This is a genomic window from Clostridium sp. AF19-22AC (assembly GCF_003479085.1).
GTDB lineage: Bacteria > Bacillota > Clostridia > Lachnospirales > Lachnospiraceae > Faecalicatena_A > Faecalicatena_A orotica.
Window position 1 is genome coordinate 136838 of sequence record NZ_QUGN01000012.1, and the last position, 18169, is coordinate 155006.

The window sequence follows — 18169 nt, forward strand, 5'->3', positions numbered from 1 at the left end:
TTCAAATGTCTCCCTCCTTTCGGATCGCAATCTCAATCCGGCTGTCTTTCTCAATTTTAAATGTGCTTAAGTCCAGTTCTAGCCGTTCCATTTCCGGCGGTTTTAAGTTCCTGTACTTTTTATGGAAGATCGCCTTCCCGTTCAGCAGAAATACAAGCGTTCCCGCGCTTAGTACTTCCCTGCTGCGGAAATAGAACACCACCTGTTTCAGTTCATCCGACAGTGTCAGCTTCTGCGGGACAAGGTACTGTAAGGATGTATCCGGCTTTAATTCTACGGAAACTGCCCTGCTGTTTTTTCCCTGATTTGTAACCGTATCTGCCCCCCGCCGTGTAAATTCTGCTGCCGCTGCGCCTGCCAGTTCCCCGCTTTCGGATACATAATCCACCAGGTCATTCACATGCAGTGCATTCCCGCACGAAAAAACTCCTTCCGTCTCTGTCATAAATCGATTGTCGCAGACAGGTCCCTTCGTTCTGGCGTCCAGCCGTACACCCAGCTTTTCCGCCATTTCATTTTCCGGTATAAGCCCCACCGAGAGAATTAATGAGTCGCATGCGACCCTTTTTTTCGTGGCCTCCACAGGCTTCATGTTTGAATCCACTTCCGCCACTTCCACGGCGGTAAGTCTCTGTTCCCCAAAGACCCTCGTTACTGTGTGTGACAAATGAAGAGGAATCCCATAATCGTCCAGACACTGTACAATATTCCTTGTCAGGCCGGAAGGCGTCGGCTTTACCTCATAGACCCCCAATACCTCTGCGCCCTCCAGCGTAAGCCTTCTCGCCATGATCAAGCCAATGTCCCCGCTTCCGAGAATCACACACTTACCGGCAGGCATTTTCCCCTGCAGGTTCACAAAATGCTGTGCCGTCCCAGCAGTCATGATCCCGGCCGGTCTGGTTCCGTGGATCTGGACCTGTTTTGCCGTCCGCTCTCTGCACCCGGTGGCGAGCACGAGTGCCTTCGCCCGGTATTCCTGAACGCCGCGGCGGTTCACGGTTTTCAGCACAAAACCGCCGTCTGTACGCTTCATTTCCGTAACAAAAGTCAGCAGGCTATGATCGATTCCCCGCTCCCTGAACTCCTTAATAAACCGCTCTACATATTCCGGCCCCGAGAGCTTTTCACCGAAACGTATCAGCCCGAACCCGTCATGGATACACTGCTTGAGAATCCCTCCGAGTCTGGCCTCACGCTCAATCAGGAAAACCAACGCACCCTTTTTGTCCGCAGACACTGCCGCTGCAAGACCGGCCGGTCCCCCGCCTATTACAATGACATCATATGTTTTCACGATACCGCCTCCCCATTTCCAGGCTTCGTCTCACGAAGCAGAATTTCCGACCCTGCCCCGGCCTTTCGCACCTTTTCCTCAGGAATCTGCTCATATTCACTGATAATCTTCGTTACGAGAGGCATACAGAAACCACCCTGGCATCTGCCCATCCCGGGGCGCACCCTTTTCTTGATCCCGTCTATCGTCGGCACAGGAATCGGGGACTTCAGCGCATCCAGTATCTCTCCCTTGCTGATTTCCTCACAGCGGCACACAATCTCCCCGTAATCCGGGTTTTCCTGTATGAGCCGGTTCCGTTCTTCATCGGAAAGCCGGTTCAATACCGGTGCTGCCTTCCTGACCGGCTGGAAATCCCGGTTTCTCTCCACTTTTCTGCTCTTTGAAAGTTCTTTGACCACCATCTTCTCAATATCGAGGGCAACCGCCGGTGCCGTGGTAAGTCCCGGCGACTGGATTCCCGCACAGTGGATTAAGTTCTTTGTCCTCCTGCCCTTTTCAATCACAAAGTCCTCTTCAAATGTAGCCGGCCTGACACCTGTAAAATATGTAATGATATCTCTTTCGCTCAGTGCCCCGGCCGTCAGCTTCTGCTTCTCAAAAACGGCATCAATACTGCCCTGCTCTGTGGCAAAGTTTTCTTTCTCATACGTTTCCACCGCATTCGGACCGACAAGCAGATTATCGTGGACCGTATGCAGGATGCCTCCGCCTTTTGTATGCTTCGTATTTTGATTCAGTGTCTTGATCGATGCAATCCCCTTTACAAGACTGCCCGACTTTTTATCCAGAATAGAATTCGTACCTTTTCTCGGATGTATCGAATAAAAGCGGTCTCCCGCCATCTTTGCCACATCCTCCGCGAACACTCCGGCCGCATTGATCACGATCTTCGGATAGACCGTCCCCCGGTTCGTCGTCACGGAACGGATCTTTGCGTTCTTCACTTCCATGCCAAGCACCGCCGTATTCAACGATACTTTTGCTCCATTCTCCACCGCATTTTCCCCATAAGCAATTGTCAGTCCGTAAGGACATACACAGCCCGCAGACGGGTTGAATATGGCAAACTGAAACTCTGGGTTCAGGTTCGGCTCCCTCCTAAACAGTTCATCCCGTTTCAGAATCTGCGTATCCTTCACCTTGCAGATATGCCTGCGCTGCCAGACGTAAGCCCATATGAGGGGATACATCCATTTTCCGGTAAATCCCACATACTGCCCGCACCGGTCAAAGGGAACACTGAGCTCCTTGCAGACCCTGCCGAACATCCGGTTGCCTTTCAGCACATAATGCTGCTTTAAGCTGCCCCGGTTCAGATCGACTCCCGGATGCACTTCCCCGTCATTGCGGCCTGACGCCTGCACTGCAAGATCTGCCTCCTTATCCACGAGCAGGATATCCAGCTTCCATTTGGAAAGTTCTCTCGCAATGCTCGCTCCCGAGATCCCGCCTCCAATGATCAGGACATCCGGCTTCTTCTTATCAAGAGAATCATCCTTTACGTCCGGTATCCGCATCTCTGGTATCGTCACCCCATCCAGTCTGATATCATTCACAACATGCATACCCGGCTTCTTATTCACACACATGCTGCATGCCGCAACAATCTTATCCCAGCTGTCCAGATGCCCTGACACAATAATGCAGCGGTTCTCTATCCGGACCGAAACACTCTCTCCAAAATGCTTATGAAGCTTCTTTTGAAGCACATTTACATTCATGGAATCCCTTCTTTCTTCTAAAAGACATAATGATTCTATTTTTCCAACATTCAAACCATATGCATATTATACGATAAGTTATCAGACATTTCCACCCATAATTGGAAATTAGTGTACGATCTTTATATTTCTGAATGATTGAATGGTACGCCTGCTGAAAATCAGGCGGAAAGGCCCCTGCAAGCTGTGTGGCCTGTTCGCATGCTTTTCATTTACGAAGAACCACTAATGCCAAAAACGGCCCTCCAGCAGGGCACCGACCACATTTGCCGTCCAATCTTGATGATTGGACGGCAAATGTGGTCTGAAAATCTGTTTTGGAAAACAGATTTTCTCCCTTTGGAGGGCCGTTTTTGACATAAGTGGTTCTAACGTGCATTCTATGCATTTGAACAGGCCACACAGCTTGCAGGGGCCTTTCCGCCTGACTTTCAGCAGGCTTCGTTCATCCAGTGGGACGTGAAGATCGTCCGGGGTGGGGATTTCCGGTCAAAAGATACATTTTTTAAATGTACTTCTTTAACCCAGCCTATTTGTGGAACATGGACCAGTAACCTTGTATGAAGATGAAGAGTACGATTACTGGCAGTACGCAGGAGACGTATATTCTTGCCCATTGGGGGAATTTGAGGCCTTCTCCGGTATTGGCTTCTTTTTGGAAGTTTTTCCATCCCCATCCGATTTTGCTTGTGCAGAAGAGGAGGTAGATCAGGCTTCCGATTGGGAGGAGGTTGTTGCTTACGAAGAAGTCTTCCAGATCCAGGATGTTTTTGCCCTCTCCCAGTGGTGAGAATCCGCTCCATATGTTGAATCCTAAGATGCATGGAAGTGATAGGATGATGATTGCAGCCAGATTGATAAGTACTGCTTTCTTACGGCTGCATCCGGTCAGGTCCATAGCAAAGGATATAATATTTTCAAATACGGCAATGATCGTGGATGCCGCCGCGAAGAACATACACAGGAAAAACAGGGTTCCCCAGATTCTGCCACCGCTCATGGAGTTGAAAATATTCGGCAGTGTAATGAAGATCAGACTCGGTCCGCTGTCGGGATTGACTCCGAATGCAAAGCAGGCCGGGAAAATGATCATTCCTGCCACGAGTGCCACGCATGTATCTAACACAGTGACACAGACCGCCTCTCCAGTCAGTGTGCGTTTCTTGTCAATGTAGCTCCCGAAAATAGCAATTGCGCCGATTCCCAGACTCAATGTGAAGAAGGCCTGTCCCATCGCTGCAAACACAACATTCATGATACCGGCATCTTTTACCTTGGAAAAATCAGGGTAAAGATAGAATCGAAGGCCTTCAGAAGCCCCTGTCAGCGTCGCGGAGCGGACTGCGAGTATTACCATAAGTACAAGCAGGATCAGCATCATTACTTTTGTAATCTTCTCAACACCTTTCTGGAGTCCTATGCTGCAGATTGCGAAGCAAAGCGCAACAACAATTACCATGCAGACCGTCATAAGCACCGGCTGTGCGGTAAGTGAACCAAACTCCCCTGCGATCTCATCTGCATTCAGGCCTTCAAATTTACCGCCCGCCATCTTTACAAAGTATAACAGCATCCAGCCCCCAATGGTCGTATAGAACATCATCAGGAGATAATTTCCTGCCATCGCACCGTATTTATACCAGTGCCACTTTGTCCCCGCAGGCTCCAGCCTGTCAAATGACAGAGCCGCACTCACCTGGCTCGCCCTGCCTACAGAGAACTCCATAATCATAATTGGAAGCCCGAGTATTGCAAGGAAGAACAGGTAAATCAGCACAAAAGCCGCGCCCCCGTATACCCCTGTGATATAAGGGAACCGCCATACATTTCCAAGTCCGATGGCACATCCTGCCGAAATCAGGATGAACCCCAGTCTGGAACCAAATTTTTCTCTCTTCATATCTCTTTAGATCCTCTCTTTTATCGTTTAAAAATCTGGCCGGTTATTATAAACAAATTTGGCCAACAAGGTTTATCTTAAGACATTGCCATTTTCCTGTCAAGCAATTCCGGCGGCTTTATGTGCTCCCTACAGCTAAAGGCCCCGGGCAAGATGCCCGGGGCCTGATCATATCCTTATGTATAAACCGTTTCGCTTTCCTTAGTTTGCCTCCAGCGAACGCTTCTTTGTAATTGTGACCTTTTCGTCGTAGCACGTGAAGATCTCATCCACCTTCTCTTTTTTCACCTTCGGGGTCACAAGACTTACCACAGGCACAATAACCAGTCCGGCTATCATGGCGATCGCTCCCGCGTTAATCGGTGAAGCAATGTATCCGATAAACATATTTGAAACAGTGATTCCCACTCCTGCGATAAAACTTGCCCATACAGCGGCGCGTGTCACACCTTTCCAGTACAGTCCGTAGAGGAATGGAGCCAGAAATGCCCCGGCCAGCGCCCCCCATGAGATTCCCATTAGCTGTGCAATGAAGGTCGGCGGATTCAGCGCAATCACAACAGAAATTACGATGAAAAATACAATCAGCAGCTGCATGGTAATGACCTGTTTCTTCTCACTCATATTCTTCATCACATTATCCTTCAGCAGGTCCAGAGTCATTGTAGAGCTGGACGTCAGAACAAGTGAAGACAGTGTGGACATAGATGCCGATAAAACAAGTACGACTACGATGCCGATTAAGATGTCCGGCAGGCTCGAAAGCATAAACGGAATAATACTGTCATAGATTACCGAGCCTGTTGTCTGGTCATAGATGGCCGGGTCATCGAAGAGTCTTCCGAAACCGCCGAGGAAATAAGAACCTCCTGCAACTACGACTGCAAACAAAGTGGAAATGACTGTCCCTGTGTTGATCGCCTTCTCATCCTTAATCGCATAAAACTTATTGATCATCTGCGGCAGCCCCCACGTTCCCAGAGAGGTCAGGATTACAACCCCCAAAAGGTTCAGCGGGTCAGGGCCGAAGAAGGAAGTAAAAGCTCCCGGCTGTCCGGAAGTCACTGCCACATCACTCGGTATCTGCGCCATTGTCTGGATTGCCTGAAGGAATCCCCCTTTTCCGCTCAGTACCGCACCGATAACTACAACAATTCCTACCAGCATGATGATTCCCTGAATGAAATCGTTGATAGCCGTTGCCATGTAACCGCCAAGTATAACATAGACCGCTGTAAATAGCGCCATAACAACTACACAGGCTGTGTATGGAATATGGAACGCCATCCCGAACAGTCTGGATAATCCGTTGTATACAGAAGCCGTGTAAGGAATCAGGAAAATAAATACAATCACAGAAGCCGTGATTTTCAATGCCTTGCAGTCATAGCGTTCCCCGAAAAAATCCGGCATCGTCTTCGAACGCAGGTGCTGGGTCATAACCTTTGTCCTCCGTCCCAGCACTACCCATGCCAGAAGGCTTCCGATCACCGCGTTTCCAATGCCGATCCATGTGGATGCAATTCCGTATTTCCATCCGAACTGCCCGGCGTACCCTACAAATACAACCGCTGAAAAATAAGAGGTTCCATATGCGAATGCCGTCAGCCACGGTCCGACAGAACGCCCGCCCAGCACAAAACCATCTACACTTCTCGTGTGTCTTCTTGCATAGAAGCCCACACCTACCATTACAGCAAAAAATACAATCAGTAAAATTAACTTAACGCCCATCTCTCTTCCTCATCTCTCATATGCTTTCCTTTTTATGATGCCTCTGCTCTTGCTAATTCGCTTTAAAGCGTTACGCTTTAAAGTATTAAAGCACTATTGGTATAGTACCACGGGACATATCCCTGTGTCAATCGAAAAATGGTGCGAATACAAAATTATTACTGCCTATCGTTACCGTTCTCTCTCCGGGTACATACAGACATGCAAAATCCCCTGTAATATGAATCTGTTTCTTCATACTACAGGGGATTCCTGATAATAAATCATTATTTCATCTTCTCGACTCTGTCATGAATTGTCTTGTTAAAATTCTCAATCTGTCTGCAGTAAGGCTCATTCATGAACTTTGAATTCAGCATAAAATCTGCTGTCGCCAGATTGTTTGCAATCGGAATGTCATAGACAACTGCGATTCTAAGCAGCGCCTTTACATCCGGGTCGTGAGGCTGTGCTTCCAGAGGGTCCCAGAGAAAGATCATGAAATCAATCTGTCCTTCTACAATCTTTGCACCGATCTGCTGGTCACCGCCAAGAGGTCCGCTACAGTATCCCCTGACCGGAAGTCCGGTTCTCTCCGCAATCAATTTTGCAGTGGTGCCCGTCCCACATAAAAAGTGCCCTTTTAAAATCTCTTTATTCTTATCACACCAGTCTACCAGCTCTTTTTTCTTGCCGTCATGTGCGACCAGCGCGATATGCTTTGCCTTGCCAATTTCCAAAGTTACGTAATTGTCTTCCAGCATATGTACTACCTCCATTATTCTGTCAGCCCTTTTTAATTATACCAGCTGTTCCATAGAATGAAAACGTATGGATGCCAGCAGGCCTATGGCTACTGTTACTATCATACTATAAATGAGAATAATTGGAAAGACCAAATCTATACTAATTACCAGTCCTGCCACTACGGAAATTGCCGCACCGATTCCCAGAATCGTCATCTGGATCAGTGCCCTGACGATCCCCTGCCCCGTCTTTCCGAGGGATTCTCCCAACAGGCACTGCGATATTACCATCGTGTACATCCTGTTTGCCTGAAGGACAGCATATGTCAATATTGCAAGTACGATCTGCACAGGGCTGATTTTCCATGCCACACCGAGCGGGATACAGAAAATACAGCCGTCCACCAGCGCTTTAATATGCTCCATCAGCGTCGCATACCAGAGTTTTTTAACCGGGCTGTCCGGAATCAGGAAGAGATAAGGACTCTTAAGCTCATTCTCCCATTTTCCAACATACCCTGACAGGACCAGCGTCATATAAAGAATGATCCCCATTAGATACATTGCAGGCATGCCTGATTTCATCACACTCGCCCGCATCACTCTGGATAACAGGATTGCGATGGCAAGGCACATCACCGTCATTTTAGAGAAAATGAAATACTTTTCCTTCTTGTACTCCAGCAGCTGCCTGTAAAAAATCGCTTTTGCACCTGTTGCACGGAAAGATTCATTGACCCGGCGGAACTTCTTTTTCTTCTCACCGATACTCATCACCATCTCGCCATTGACCTTGCGTCTTCTCATCTCTGCATAGTCATCTGCAAACTTTGCTGCATCTTCATAATACCCGCCGTCACATTTCATCCTGCAAGCCGCCAGCAGCGCACCCGCTGCCGTTAAAAGGTATAAAACGGTACAGATCACATTCAGTGTATCCGGTCCCAGAAGGATCAGACGGTAGACAGAAATATTCCAGCCGGCCACCGGTATCATCTGAAGCCCCGGCCAGTCAATAAACGCCGATGCACTCTCAACAGACACTCCATATTTCTTAAAATAAAGAACAATAAAAACGGCAACTCCAACCAGAAATACCTTAATGCCCCTGCCGATCCAGATCTTCGCTTTTTCCGGAATCCTGTCATTCGTATACATCAGTACCATAATACTGATTTCAAACATAATTTCCACAACACATTCTACAAGGAAAAACAGAACCATCTTCCACAGTTCCACCCCGAATACAGCCAGTCCCCCGATGAAAAACAGAATACTGACGATTATCGAAACAAGATAATTCATCCATGCACTGTGAAGCAGAATCAGCTTTGGATTCACCGGCGCCGTAAAGATAAAGTGTGCATGTGAAGGTTTGAAAATAACCCCTTTTCTGGAAGCATATGATGCAAAATTAGCAAGGAAGATATAAAGCGTCCAGATTGTTATGATGACAATCAACCCTTTTACAGAGTCAAAATGTATGATATTCACAAGGTTGCCCAGCATCACTGCAACAAAAACTGCATACACGAAGCCCCCGATAATCAGAAGTAAAGATACCGGCTTTCTCAGCGCCTTCTTCATATTATTCATAAAGGTCCTCTTCGTTACATATAAAAGCGCTCTCATCTATTCATCACCGCCCGTTTCCCATCCGCCTGTCATCTCAAAGAACAGGTCGTCCAGATCCTTCTCGCCTACTTCTGACTTATGATAGGAACCGATAATATGACTCTTCTCCATAACAAACATAACATCCCAGAGCTCCTCCACCATCTCCAGCATATGCGTACTGATCAGCACGGTTACTCCCTGGTTCTTCAGCTCAATGACAACTTCCTTTAGCTCCTTAATCGCTTTTGGATCTAGCCCCACCATAGGTTCGTCCAGAAGAATCACTTTCGGCTTTATCGAAAGTGCACAACAGATGCTGACCTTCTGCATCATACCTTTCGACAACTCATTGCCAAGTTTATCCTGCTTATCATCCAGATCAAAACGTTTCAGCAGAGCCTCAATCTCCTCATCCGTGACAGTGCTGTCATAGGCTCTGCGCACATACTCGATATGCTCTCTGACAGTCAGTGCCTCGAACATGGACGGAATCTCCGGCACATAGGCAAACAGCCGCTTCGCATCCAGCTTCTTTGCATCAATCCCCTGAATACCGATTCGCCCCGTGTAGCGCAAAAGCCCCGCTATACTCTTAATAATGGTAGACTTTCCCGCCCCGTTAGGCCCTAACAAAACTCCGACCTGACCGTCCGGGATAAAAAAACTGACCCTGTCAACTGCCAGATACTTTCCATATGATTTACTTAACTCCTGTATTTCCAGCATGATTCCCCTCCTGCATATGTAATATAAAACTACATTCCCTGATACTTTTTGTATTATTCATTTAATACAATGATACATGTAATTCAAAATCTTGTCAATACTGTATTAAAAACACCCCGGAAGCATATGACTCATTGTTGCATATACTTTCGGGGCGTTCTGGTTCAAATTATTTTTTATGCTACATAGCTGCAATTACTTCCATCAGCTCCTTATTCGGGATGCAGACCTTCCCATTTTCATAACTCAGGAAACCATAAACAACCATAGCTGAAAAAATCTCATTCTTTGTCTGCAGGTTCATAGAAGTAGCCGCATACTCCTGGATTTTTGCCGGTACGGAAACACCGGATACCATAAGAGCCAGGTCATCCCGGACATCATCTACATTATGTTCGATGTAATAGTAAATCTCATCATAAGGCCCGGCACTGGTCCAATAATTCCCCAGATTATTATTCTGCAACGAGAGGACGACTGAGCGTGGGTTATAAACCCGCTCTCCCCCATAGGTATGGTAGCCATCATACCAGTTTTTCAGGTTCTTTCTTGTTACCCTTTCTCTTTTCTCTAATGCCTGATACTTTGCGTAAAGCTTATCCACTTCTGTTTCCGTAAAGCCAAAAGTCTCGCTGAACCGCTCTTCCGTTATCATCGTGTATTCCATGAACATATTCAGTTCTGAACCGCTCGAATACTTCGCGATAGGAAGGATGCCCGTCATATATGCCATAAGCACATAGGGCCTGTCTTTTAGCAGGCTTCGTAAGAACAGCAGATATTCTTTCTTATCTTCCTCTGTCACAAAATCCTGATGGAAAATATAATCCCATTCGTCCAATACAAAGATAAAACGTACGGAAGGATCTTTTCTGTAAATACTAAGCAGAATATCAATAACATCCTCTTCTTCATCTGTTTTCAAACTGGGATATTCCGCCCTCAAATCTTCTACCAGCCATCTTTCTATCCGTCCAATATACTCCTCATAGGAAGTGCATTTTCTCGAAATGTCATTAAAAGAAATATGAATGACGGAAAACTGGTTCCGGTATTTGCTTAAGTATCATTCCATTTCCGCGTCACTTCTGTATTTAAATCACATATAAATCGCTGCAAAAAGATACAAAAAGATACATTTCTCTGAGATCGTCTGATTCTATATTGCTTTTTATTTCAAAAACCTCTACAATAAAATCAGTAGTTCTCAGGAGGAAAGTCTATTGAAAAAGATGAAGAAACATACCTCGGGTTTTACCTTAATTGAATTAATTGTTGTTCTGGTAATACTTGGAATCCTTGTGGCTGTTTCCGTACCGGCCTTCTCTGGGTACCTCAACAGGCAGAAGGAAAAAGAAGCAATCTCGGAATGCAGATTGATTGTGGCTGCTACACAGAGCGCCTATATGGATATATATGCAAAGAATGACAGTACACTGAAGCCCAATACCGAAGAGATTTTAAAAGAAGTCGGGGTAGATGGGAAGATTATAGGTGCTGATTTCGATGAAAAGACGCGTAAGATCACAACACTTACCTATCTTGCAGAAAATAAGCTGTGTGTTCTGTATAGAAAAGATGAGGATGTGAAATATGTGATTACTGATGACCAGACCGGCGATATATTAAGTAATCTCGAAAAATTTATAAAAAGTTATCAGGATTTTACTGTGGATTGGTTATCATCTCCTAATAGTAATAAATACGCTGGAAGGGAAACTTTAACCCGCCTGCTAATAGAAAAATATGGCTTACTTCCTTCTGTAGATTCCACCTTAATCCCTGACCGTTATACCAATACATCCCTCTATTGGCAGCCATATTATATAGCCAACAATAAAACTGGTTTGCAAGGCTCTACATCTACACTTTTACTTGCAACACCTAATGATGGCAGCGGGAATCTTAGTAATATTCAAAATAGCTGGAAGGCATATATGATTTACTTTGAAGGTGTCGTCTATGTATTGCCTGAAGGTTCTGAAAATGCACCTATAGGAATGAGCGATATGCACACTGTGCCACAGACTTCGGAAGGAATTACACAGCATATTAAAGACCTTGGTTTTGTTCCTGCTAATTAATACCGCCTTCAAATTCAAAAATCCCGGAATGCATATTATAGTTATTTATATGCTTCCGGGATAATTTTTTATATTAGATTACAATAATGATATCAGTGAAAAACTCTGCTACAGATACTGCGTCAGGTCATGCACATCATTCGTGTACTTCTTGGCATTTTCTTTCGTAATAATCCCTGTCCGCACAAGTCTTGCGAGGTCCGTATTCAGTGTATGCATCCCGTGTGCCGCCCCGGACTGCATGACCGTATTGAGCTGGTGGCATTTGTTTTCCCGGATCAGGTTGCAGACTGCGTCCGTCCCGATCAGGACTTCTGTTGCAGCAACTCTCCTTTGCTGGTCCTGCGTTGGTATCAGGCACTGTGTCACGACACCGTTTAATATGGCGGAAAGCTGTGTCCGTATCTGGTTCTGGCTCTCGGAGGGGCATGCATCAATAATACGGTCTATTGTCTGGGCCGCCCCGGTTGTGTGCAGTGTAGACATGACCAGATGGCCTGTCTCGGCCGCTGTCAGTGCTGCTGAGATGGTCTCATAGTCCCTCATCTCCCCTACAAGAATTACGTCCGGGTCTTCACGTAGTACGGAGCGCAGGGCAGGAGCAAATCCTTTCGTATCTATGCCGACTTCTCTCTGGTGGATAATCGACTGATTCTCTTTGTATACATATTCTATCGGGTCCTCTATCGTAACGATATGTTCTGCCCGTCTCTCATTGATATAATTAATCATGGCCGCAAGTGTGGTAGATTTACCGCTTCCGGTCGGCCCTGTCACCAGTACAAGCCCCCTCGGCTGCCCGGCAAGCTGCCGGAGGACATCCGGGAGCTTCAGTTCTTCCAATGTAGGGATATGATTGTTCAGCAGCCTGATTGTAGCCGCCACCTTTCCCTGCTGGTGAAAAATATTGACACGCTGTCTGTTGCCGTCTTCTGTCTGGATGGCAATATCAATATCCTCCCCTTTTTCGAACAGCGTCCTGTTGTGTTCCGATAAGACAGACAGAATTGCCAGCCGTGTTTCTTCCGGCTGAGTGTCTTCTTCCATCTTCATGAGCCTTCCCTGTATGCGGAACCGAAGCGGCAGTCCCTCTGATATATGAATATCCGAGGCACCTTTCTCCCTTGCAGTTTCTATGATCTGAGCAATTGTATTCATACCCACCTCCAAATAAATCTATGCATAATAAGCTACTTTCCATAATTCTTCCATTGTAGTTACGCCTTCCCGTACAAGGTTAACCCCCTGTTCCTTCAGCGTGTGCATATCCTGATTCTGAATCAGATAATCTTCCATCTCCTCCATGCTTGCCCCGGCTGTAATCATGCGTCGGATCTCTTTTGTAATCACAGCGATCTCATGGATAGCAATTCGTCCGACATAGCCGGTATTATTGCATTTTTCACAGCCGCACGCCTGCTTTACATACATCACATCTTCACCCAGCACAGCCCTGTCTGCTGCTGTCGTTTCTACCACTTTCCCACAGTCCGGGCATACACGCCGCATCAGTCTCTGTGCAACAACCCCGACGAGTGAGTTCGCAATCATGTATGGTTCGATTCCCATATCGATCAAACGTACAATAGAAGAAACCGCGTTATTCGTATGGAGCGTAGAAAGTACAAGATGGCCTGTTATGGCGGCCCTGACAGAAATAGATGCCGTCTCAGAATCTCTTGTTTCCCCTACCATGATAATGTCCGGATCCTGCCGCAGCAGTGCCCTGAGTCCTACCTCGAATGTAAGGCCAGCCGTGTTATTTACCTGCATCTGGTTTAATTTCGGCATATTCTTCTCCACAGGGTCCTCGATCGTGGAGATATTCACGCTCCGCTTTGATAAATATGCCAGAATCATATATAACGTTGTTGTTTTTCCCGAACCGGTAGGCCCGGTCAGATAAAGGATTCCGTTAGGGGAATTCAATAGCGGCGCGAACTGTGCATAATCATGTTCGTTCATGCCAAACGTATCATTATGAAGTATCTTTGTATTGCCGCTCAAAAGTCTTAAAACGGCTTTCTCACCAAATACAGTCGGGATCACAGATACACGGATGTTTACATTTTCATTTTCCAGTTTAATCTTAAAATGTCCATCCTGCGGAACACGTTTTTCAGCAATATCCATTCCCCCCATGATCTTAATACGGGCAATGATGGATGCCTGCAAGGTACGTTTCAGGGTGACATATTCAGTAATTGTACCGTCCACACGCATGCGGACCACCGTCTTGTCTTCGAATGGTTCAATATGGATATCACTTGCATTGATATTATAGGCCCTTATGATTAATGTGTTCAAAAGGCGGATGGTAGGCGCTTCGCTGTCCATGTCACCGTCGATATCATAATCAGACAGTTCCAGTTCATCCAGATTCTCATCAGAGCTTTGATTTGCCTGTTTTGCCGCCTGCTTCGCGGAAACCTCTGTATAATAATATTCCAGCGATTTCATAAGCGGAGCCAGTTTGGACAGCTTGATATCCAGATGCATACCGGTCAGCTGACGAATATCCTCCAGAGCATAGAAGTTCAGCGGATCATTCACGATCACTGTAAGATTATTGCCGCTTATGGCAATGGCTAAAATATGATATTTCATTGCCAGCTGGCGGGGAATCTTTGAGACGGCTTCCACATCCACTGAGTACCGGGACAGATCAATCACATCCAGCTGAAGCCTTTCCCCCAGCGCCACAAGAACCTGTTCCTCCTGAACATAGCCCAGACTAATCAGAATTTCTCCCAGACGCCGGTCTTTATGTTCCTTCTGATAAGCAAGCGCCTCCTGTACCTGTTCTTCTGTTATGTAACCATACTCCTGCAAAACTTTACCAATCGGAATATTTTTCATCATCTGCCCTACTTTCCTGATTTTCTTTCCTATATTAAATCACCCGGTCATTATTTCTCACACATGTAGACTTCCAGTCTCAGGTCCAATGTAGTCATATCCACAGCTGCTCCTTCTGTAGTCTCGGCAGCCTCTGAGTCTATATGAAATGTCTGGATACGCACAGACGGATATTCCTGATTTACAACATCAATCAGGTGCTTTGCCTGCTTAAGTGTCCCTGTAACGGTCACATTCACCTGAGAAGCATATACCGTCGACTGCGTCTGCTCCACAGACTGCGCGCCATCTGACGAACCAGAGTCCGTGCTGCCGGCACCCTCCCCGCCTTCGGCAGTCATTGCCATTTCCAGTCCCATTGTTGATGCAAAATACGGATTCACCTCAGCCACATAAGACTTACTGCTGACTTCCAGATCCCGGGATTCCATCCCGTTATTCAGTATCATTTTGGTAATCAGTGCTTCTATCTCATAGGACTGCATCATCGGGTAATAATCGGCCGCCCTCTGTACAAATTCTTCGTCTGCATCTTTCAGTTTCTCTTCCAGAGTCCCTTTCGTATCAATTGCAAGCTTCATCTCCATCGCCTGTGTATCCACTTCAATGCTCTCTGACGCAAGGTCAGACTTCGCCTCCAGCTGCGGAATGATCAGGAACTTGATAAACAATGCGGTTATCAGAACTACCGCAAGTATACTGAGCAGCTTCTTATCTCTTTCTGTGATTGTAAATGTCATAGCCTACTCCTTCCCTTCTACATTCCTGCATGTTCACTCAAATATCCATTTATCTGAATGTCATATTTTCCGGCATCCTCTGTGTAATTATATCCGGAATATTCCAGATCTGCGAATACATCACTCTTTTCCAGCCTGTTGATAAATGCATGGATCTCGGTTACCTGGGCGGCCATCGCCGTGAATTCATAGGTCCCTGTCTCAGCATTATATGCATCTATCTGAATCGTCACCTTATCCTCGGCACAATTCAGAATCGCCTGCTCTACCTTGCTTCCCGGCAGAGGATAGGTCTCATTCACGTCACTGATCAGCTGCGCCTCCCTGATTTTCCCCTGTACCTCCTGCAGCTGGTTCTCCAGCTCCTTAGCCTCGGCAAAAGCACTTTGGTTTTCCTCCGATTCTATATATGCTTTCTGCTCATTAATCTGGCTGCGTTCCATATGATTCGTAATAAACAGCGGCACGGTAATGACCAGACAGACTGCCAGAGTAATGCCTCCCGGCAGTACATATTTCCATGCAGAAGCATTCTCTTCCTTCCCTTTATGCCCCATCCTTTTTAAAAGATTAATATCATTTTTCTCAGCCAGAAGATTACCGATGGTATAACAGTAATTTCCAAGAATATTATTCTGCTTTGCATACACAAGTTCTTCCCGCAAATTCTCACGGTCAACCGTCCCTATCATTTCCACACTGCCCGGATCAATTACTTCCAGGTCCAGTCCTTCCAGCATCCGTGCAGTTTCATCGTAGTCCTCCTGCTTAAAACCGCTGATACACACTTGCTTCATGTCTGCACGCTTCAGTTCTGACGCACTGAACTGCTGGACATTGCTGACACGCTGTGCAACTTCTGCCGCAAAATCACGAGTCCCGTGTTCGCTGAAAATCCGTGTTCTGTTAAAGAACCGGATATGCCCTTCTTCCATCAGACAGCAGAGCAGGCTGTCCCCGTCCAGATGAACGGCAATGAAATACTGCCTGCGCATCTGGGGGTGTCTCTGAATAACCTTCGCAATACCATTTATAGAAGTATCCATACTGTCAAGATCAACACCGATTCCCTTGAAGAGTTCCTGATACACTTCCACAAAATGCTGGTTTGCTGCAAGTCCGATCAGGTGGATCAGCCCCTTTTTATTCTCAACTTCCATCACTCTATAGTCGTAAACATAATTTTCAGGGTTCTCGAGTTCTGAGAACTCCTTTTTTACCATGTTCCGGATCTTTTTATCGGCCACCTTTGGTAATGTCAGAATCTTTGTATATAACTGGGTACTGTCCACAATAAGGCGGATCCCCTTCTTCGGAAGCTGGTACTCTTTCCAGATTCCTGCAAGCTCTGCCTTCAGCTCATCTTCCGCAATAATAACACCATTAAGAAGCAGGCCCTCCCCGATCTCAAGACTATAACATTTCTGTATCTTAATCTGGTTTTTACTCACATTTCCTACGATTATCTGGACATTACTGCCCGATAAATATACCGAAACTCCCATACCATACTCCTCCTAATATCCCTGCTCTATCGTCGAATAAGACTGATAAATCGGCAAAATCACCGCAACTACCACAAAACCGACTACCACTGCCATCAGGATAATCAGCACCGGCTCCAAAAGTGCAACCAGACGTTCCAGGGCTTTCTCTGCTTCATAATCCAGACTTTCAGCGATCGAATCCAGCATATCATCCAGACTTCCTGTCTCTTCCCCTACCATGATCGACGCAGCAAGCTTATTCTGAAATCCCTTTACATCCCTCAAAACACGGGAAAGTGGTTCCCCCATCCTGACGCGTCCTGAAACCTTTTCGAACTGGCTCTCTATATAGGCATTGCCGATCGTATCCGCTGCAATCGGAAGCGCATTCACGATCGTAATTCCGCTTCCATACAGCGAGCTTAATGTTCTCGCAAAGCGGGCAGTATAAATCTTCCTCAATAACTTTCCAACGATCGGGATATGGAGCTTGAACTGGTCCTTCAGCCGGGCTGCTGCCGGAATAGTAAACAGCCATTTAAACAGTCCGATGACCGCCACAATGACAATGATAATCAGGTACCAGTATTTCTGAAATGCATCACTCATTCCCATCAGCATCCGCGTAATCAGCGGGAGGCTCTCCATCTCCGCAAACATATCCTCGAACTGCGGCATAATAAAGATAAGGATAAATGCGGCCGCACCAAACAGCAGCACCATGAGTACTGCCGGATAGATCATCGCATTCTTCACCTTTGTATTGAGACGGTTTTCTTTCTCATAATGATTGGCCATACGGAGCGCCACTGCATCAATATTCCCGTTTGTTTCCGCAGAACGTATCATGTTGATCAGCAGAACCGGAAATGCCCTGCCCTGCTGTTCCATTGCTTCTGACAACGAAATCCCCTGAATAATCGCCTCCTGAACAGAGCGGTAAACTTTGGCATACTTTGGCTTCAGGTCCGCCTCCCCTGCTATGATATTCAGTGTACGCACCAAAGATACCCCGGCCGCCAGCAAGGTCCCGAGCTGCCTGCAGAAATCAGCGACAACGGGTGTCTTGATCTTACTGTACCCGTTCTTATCGCCGCCCTTTTTCCGGCAGTCGACCAGATACTTGCCCTCAGCGCGCAGTGTATCATAGAGGGCCTCTTCACTCGCGGCCTCCACTATGCCTTTCACTGTATTTCCATCCATATCTTTTGCTGTATATCTGTATTGAGCCATACTCTCTCCTCCGGCTTCTTAATCACCATTCATTCACAGCGCA

Annotated in this window: 13 protein-coding genes and 1 pseudogene; 1 reads left to right on the forward strand and 13 read right to left on the reverse strand. The window is 46.5% G+C overall.

The annotated features are described in order from the left end of the window. Nucleotide 1: 1 nt before the first annotated feature. The 8 genes and pseudogenes from DWX43_RS14995 to DWX43_RS15030 form a co-directional block, all read right to left on the reverse strand. Nucleotides 2–1297 (reverse strand): FAD-dependent oxidoreductase, encoded by a 1296-nt coding sequence (locus DWX43_RS14995; RefSeq protein WP_118620848.1) that lies wholly within the window; start codon nt 1295–1297, stop codon nt 2–4. Next, a complete protein-coding gene (locus DWX43_RS15000) occupies nt 1294–3021 on the reverse strand; it encodes an NAD(P)/FAD-dependent oxidoreductase (RefSeq protein WP_118620849.1) in 1728 nt (575 codons plus the stop codon). Before DWX43_RS15000 ends, DWX43_RS14995 begins: the two co-directional genes overlap by 4 nt. A 529-nt stretch (nt 3022–3550) precedes the next feature. Continuing rightward, nucleotides 3551–4921 (reverse strand): sodium-dependent transporter, encoded by a 1371-nt coding sequence (locus DWX43_RS15005; protein ID WP_118620850.1) that lies wholly within the window; start codon nt 4919–4921, stop codon nt 3551–3553. A 201-nt stretch (nt 4922–5122) separates the two neighbouring features. Then, nucleotides 5123–6655 (reverse strand): sodium/solute symporter, encoded by a 1533-nt coding sequence (locus DWX43_RS15010; RefSeq protein ID WP_109732067.1) that lies wholly within the window; start codon nt 6653–6655, stop codon nt 5123–5125. A 266-nt stretch (nt 6656–6921) separates the two neighbouring features. Next, nucleotides 6922–7398 (reverse strand): methylglyoxal synthase, encoded by a 477-nt coding sequence (locus tag DWX43_RS15015; RefSeq protein WP_118620851.1) that lies wholly within the window; start codon nt 7396–7398, stop codon nt 6922–6924. 36 nt (nt 7399–7434) lie between these two features. Beyond that, nucleotides 7435–9012: a putative ABC exporter domain-containing protein gene (locus tag DWX43_RS15020; protein ID WP_118620852.1), complete on the reverse strand. Its 1578-nt coding sequence runs from the start codon at nt 9010–9012 to the stop codon at nt 7435–7437. Then, complete coding sequence (locus DWX43_RS15025) at nt 9013–9723, reverse strand: ABC transporter ATP-binding protein (protein ID WP_109732064.1); 711 nt, start codon at nt 9721–9723, stop codon at nt 9013–9015. A 181-nt stretch (nt 9724–9904) separates the two neighbouring features. Further along, nucleotides 9905–10765: pseudogene (locus DWX43_RS15030) on the reverse strand (AAA family ATPase); the annotation flags it as partial. Nucleotides 10766–10955: 190 nt separating this feature from the next. Between DWX43_RS15030 and DWX43_RS15035 the strand changes: the two are divergent. Beyond that, nucleotides 10956–11807 carry a prepilin-type N-terminal cleavage/methylation domain-containing protein gene (locus DWX43_RS15035; protein WP_243099325.1) on the forward strand — a complete coding sequence of 284 codons (852 nt, stop codon included), beginning with the start codon at nt 10956–10958 and terminating at the stop codon, nt 11805–11807. Between the two features lie 108 nt (nt 11808–11915). Here the strand turns inward: DWX43_RS15035 and DWX43_RS15040 are convergent, their stop codons facing one another. The 5 genes from DWX43_RS15040 to DWX43_RS15060 are packed head-to-tail and all read right to left on the reverse strand — an operon-like array spanning nt 11916 to nt 18126. Next, complete coding sequence (locus tag DWX43_RS15040) at nt 11916–12965, reverse strand: type IV pilus twitching motility protein PilT (protein ID WP_118620854.1); 1050 nt, start codon at nt 12963–12965, stop codon at nt 11916–11918. Nucleotides 12966–12983: 18 nt separating this feature from the next. Further along, the gene (locus tag DWX43_RS15045; protein ID WP_330582260.1) at nt 12984–14669 is read right to left on the reverse strand and encodes a GspE/PulE family protein; all 1686 of its coding nucleotides are present in this window, start codon (nt 14667–14669) and stop codon (nt 12984–12986) included. 47 nt (nt 14670–14716) lie between these two features. Continuing rightward, nucleotides 14717–15406 (reverse strand): hypothetical protein, encoded by a 690-nt coding sequence (locus DWX43_RS15050; protein ID WP_118620855.1) that lies wholly within the window; start codon nt 15404–15406, stop codon nt 14717–14719. A 17-nt stretch (nt 15407–15423) separates the two neighbouring features. Then, nucleotides 15424–16911: a hypothetical protein gene (locus DWX43_RS15055; protein WP_109732060.1), complete on the reverse strand. Its 1488-nt coding sequence runs from the start codon at nt 16909–16911 to the stop codon at nt 15424–15426. Between the two features lie 12 nt (nt 16912–16923). After that, the gene (locus DWX43_RS15060; protein ID WP_109732059.1) at nt 16924–18126 is read right to left on the reverse strand and encodes a type II secretion system F family protein; all 1203 of its coding nucleotides are present in this window, start codon (nt 18124–18126) and stop codon (nt 16924–16926) included. Nucleotides 18127–18169 lie beyond the last annotated feature (43 nt).